This window comes from Bythopirellula goksoeyrii (assembly GCF_008065115.1).
In the GTDB taxonomy this organism is placed as follows: Bacteria; Planctomycetota; Planctomycetia; order Pirellulales; family Lacipirellulaceae; genus Bythopirellula; species Bythopirellula goksoeyrii.
This window is the reverse complement of sequence record NZ_CP042913.1, coordinates 2,968,797-2,971,768: the sequence shown is the minus strand read 5'-3', so window position 1 is coordinate 2,971,768 and position 2,972 is coordinate 2,968,797. Positions and strand designations below refer to the sequence as shown.

Here is a 2,972-nt window from a genome sequence, read left to right as displayed (position 1 = left end):
GAAAAGGAAGCACTGGCAGGAGTGCTCTATCCGATCACTGATCGTTGGGACGTCCCGCTAATGGTGACGCGTGGCTATCCGAGCGTCAGCTACATCTACGAAGCGGCGCGGACGATTGAATATCAGGAGAAGCCGGCGCACCTGTATTACTTTGGCGACCGTGACCCCAGCGGCGTAGATATCGACCGTTTTGTCGAAGAGAGAATTCGAGAGATAGCACCGAAAGTTGAATTGTACTTCCATCGGATTGCTGTTACCGAAGAGCAGATCGACCAGTACCAACTACCAACGAGACCCACTAAGAAAACAGATTCGCGGAGTAAATCATTTAAAGGCGAGAGCGTCGAAGTCGATGCCATAGCTCCTGATACTCTGCGAGAACTATGCGAAAGTTGCATAACGGAGCATCTCGACAATTTCGCGTATCAGCGGCTCCTGAAAGCTGAGCAGGCAGAGCGAGAAACACTCGCCACCATGATCGAGAACATGGGGGGCGCAGCATGAGCACCGAAGTGACTACCACCACCGATGAGTTGATCGAACAACTACTCGAAGCTGGCATCAATGGAATTGGGAAGGGTCTGCCAATTGTCCCCTGCAATCGTAAGGTGCCATGCGATGATCGAGGGCTTCCCGCTGACGACTGGCAGAATTTACCGATCAGCATTGAGCGGTTAGAAGCTGGTTTGCGTGGTGCCGACGACCCCGCCATTGGTCTCATCATGGGGCCACGATCAGGCATCATCGACAGTGAGACCGATGGCCCGGACGAGGAAGAAGCCGAAGCCCATTTGTTTCGAGGATGCCATACACCGATCACCGCAGCATACAAGTCACCTCGGGGCGGTCATACGTTGTGGAAATACGACCCACGGCTCGAAGTGCTGGGCAAGGCGAGCTACACCTACAAGGCCCCCAACGGTAAACATGTGACGATTCGCCTCGGGCTGGGCGCGAAGGCGTCGCAGTCGATCATCCCTCCCAGTGCTGGGCGTGAATGGCTCCCCGGGGTGTCGCCTGATGAGTGTGATATTCAACCATTACCTGAGTTGGTTATTCAAAGATTGCTCGCAGCGGTGGCGAAGGAATCAAAGAGGCAAACTGCGGATACAACCTCCAATGACATCAACTCCGTTTGCCTACGTGCGATGCAGAGCAGCACGAAGTCAATCGAGGATGGCAACGATGGCTCCAAGCGACTTTATATAGTGGCCTGTCGTGCGGTTGAATACGATCTCTCAGACAGCGAAGCCGTGGCCACGATCAGGGCTTATGAGGCGGAGAAGCCATTCCCCCGCAGTTGGTCCGATGGCGAGGTGCTTCAACGTGTGCGTGATGCTGATGCTGACAAAAAAGTTTTTCGCGGATCCGCTGTTATCATCCGCAACTACGACGAGATCGAAGTCGAGATCGACGACGATGATGAAGATGGGAAGAAAAAAACCAAAACGGTTCTGGTCCCCAAGTCAATGACTGATATCATCGCTGACATCTACAGGCATCGCGGCAATTGGCCGCGGCGCGTAGACAATTCCCTTTTCGTCGATGATGAGCATGGCCTGAGTTGGTTTGATCGTCGCACCACTCCGGCTGTGTTTGGGTGGATGCGTAGAAATCATTCCGTCGACTGGAAGAAGGGTGGAAAGTACGTGACTCAGCCAGAGTTAACGGCGGAAATTGAACGGACGGCGACCAAGTACGAAGCCATTGAACTATTTCCCCATGAGCCACCTATCCACGGTATCTATTATCGAGGCACGCCTCCTAAGCTGGGCGATGGAAGTCACCTTAAGTGGTTGCTAGATCGTTTTCGACCAGAGACTACGATCGACTACGACCTCATCAAGGCGGCCTTTATGACGGCAATGTGGGGAGGCCCTGCTGGTTGTCGGCCGGCCTTCGTGATCACCTCGGACTGGGGGCGTGGCGTCGGGAAATCCACCGTGGCCCAATTGATCGGCCAACTATTCGGCGGTCACATCGATGTATCGGCTGGGGAAGATATTTCAAAGCTGAAAACTCGATTTCTGACACCAGAAGCCAGGACCAAGCGGATAGCCCAGATCGACAATATCAAAACGATGAAGCTGTCCTGGGCAGAGTTAGAATCGCTTATCACTGCCACCACGATCAGCGGACATCAACTCTATGTTGGAGAGGGGCAGCGGCCCAACGTGTTGACGTGGTTTCTCACGCTCAATGGTGTGAGCCTAGCAACGGATATGGCGCAACGCTCCGTCATCATCAAGGTGGTGAAGGGTGAGAATTCTGGCACCTGGTTGGAGGAGACTCGGACCTACATCGACAAGCACCGCGACAAGATCATTGGCGACATCATCGCGGCCCTACGTGATGAGCCATTCCCTTTGGCCGAGTATTCGCGCTGGGCCACCTGGGAAGAGCATGTGCTCACTAGGCTGCCAGAACCGGGTGATGCCCAACGGGTCATCTTAGAGCGACAGGGGGAAGCCAATTGCGAGATGGATGAGGCGGAGATCGTCGAGGGTTATTTTGCCGACCAGCTTGACCGCCTGGGCTATGGGCCTGACTCCGCCCAAGTGCGTATCCCCGTGGCTATCGTGGCGAGGTGGTATTGCAAGGCTACCAATGAGCGAGCCAAGACTCCCCAGATTAGTAAGCACCTGACTCAGATGGCCAGAGAGGGACAGCTCAAGTGCTTATCCCCTGACCCGTCAAGAAGTTACGGGCGTTGTTTCGTTTGGACTGGCCATTCAGCAGACGTACTAAATCACCCTATTTGCAACGATTTGCAAAGCCGTTTGAACGTCGTAGGTGCAGACGGAGAGGACGCTTAGGACGGTAATAATACATTGTTGGGAGGAGGTTGTGAACGATCTATTTTTCTTAAATATCCCCATATAAGTACCAGAGAGACACAATGCAAAACAACCGTCCTAACCGTCCTCCGCGACAGGCACGGCCTCACTCCAAAGTGTCACCGGATGACACCC

The 2,972-nt window shown here is 54.0% G+C and carries 2 protein-coding genes; both read left to right on the top strand.

Features of this window, described 5'->3' with window-relative positions:
* Positions 1-504, top strand: a 504-nt coding sequence (locus Pr1d_RS11735) for a hypothetical protein (protein ID WP_210417960.1), incomplete at its 5' end; no start/stop codon positions are given.
* Entirely contained in the window at positions 501-2,816 is a 2,316-nt protein-coding gene (locus Pr1d_RS11730; protein ID WP_148073706.1) for a bifunctional DNA primase/polymerase, read from the top strand. The genes Pr1d_RS11735 and Pr1d_RS11730, both read left to right, overlap by 4 nt.
* Positions 2,817-2,972: the final 156 nt, after the last annotated feature.

What these genes read in the sequence shown, in the direction of transcription:
- Pr1d_RS11730 (WP_148073706.1), top strand. Translation starts at nt 501, where the DNA reads ATGAGCACCGAAGTGACTACCACCACCGATGAGTTGATCGAACAACTA.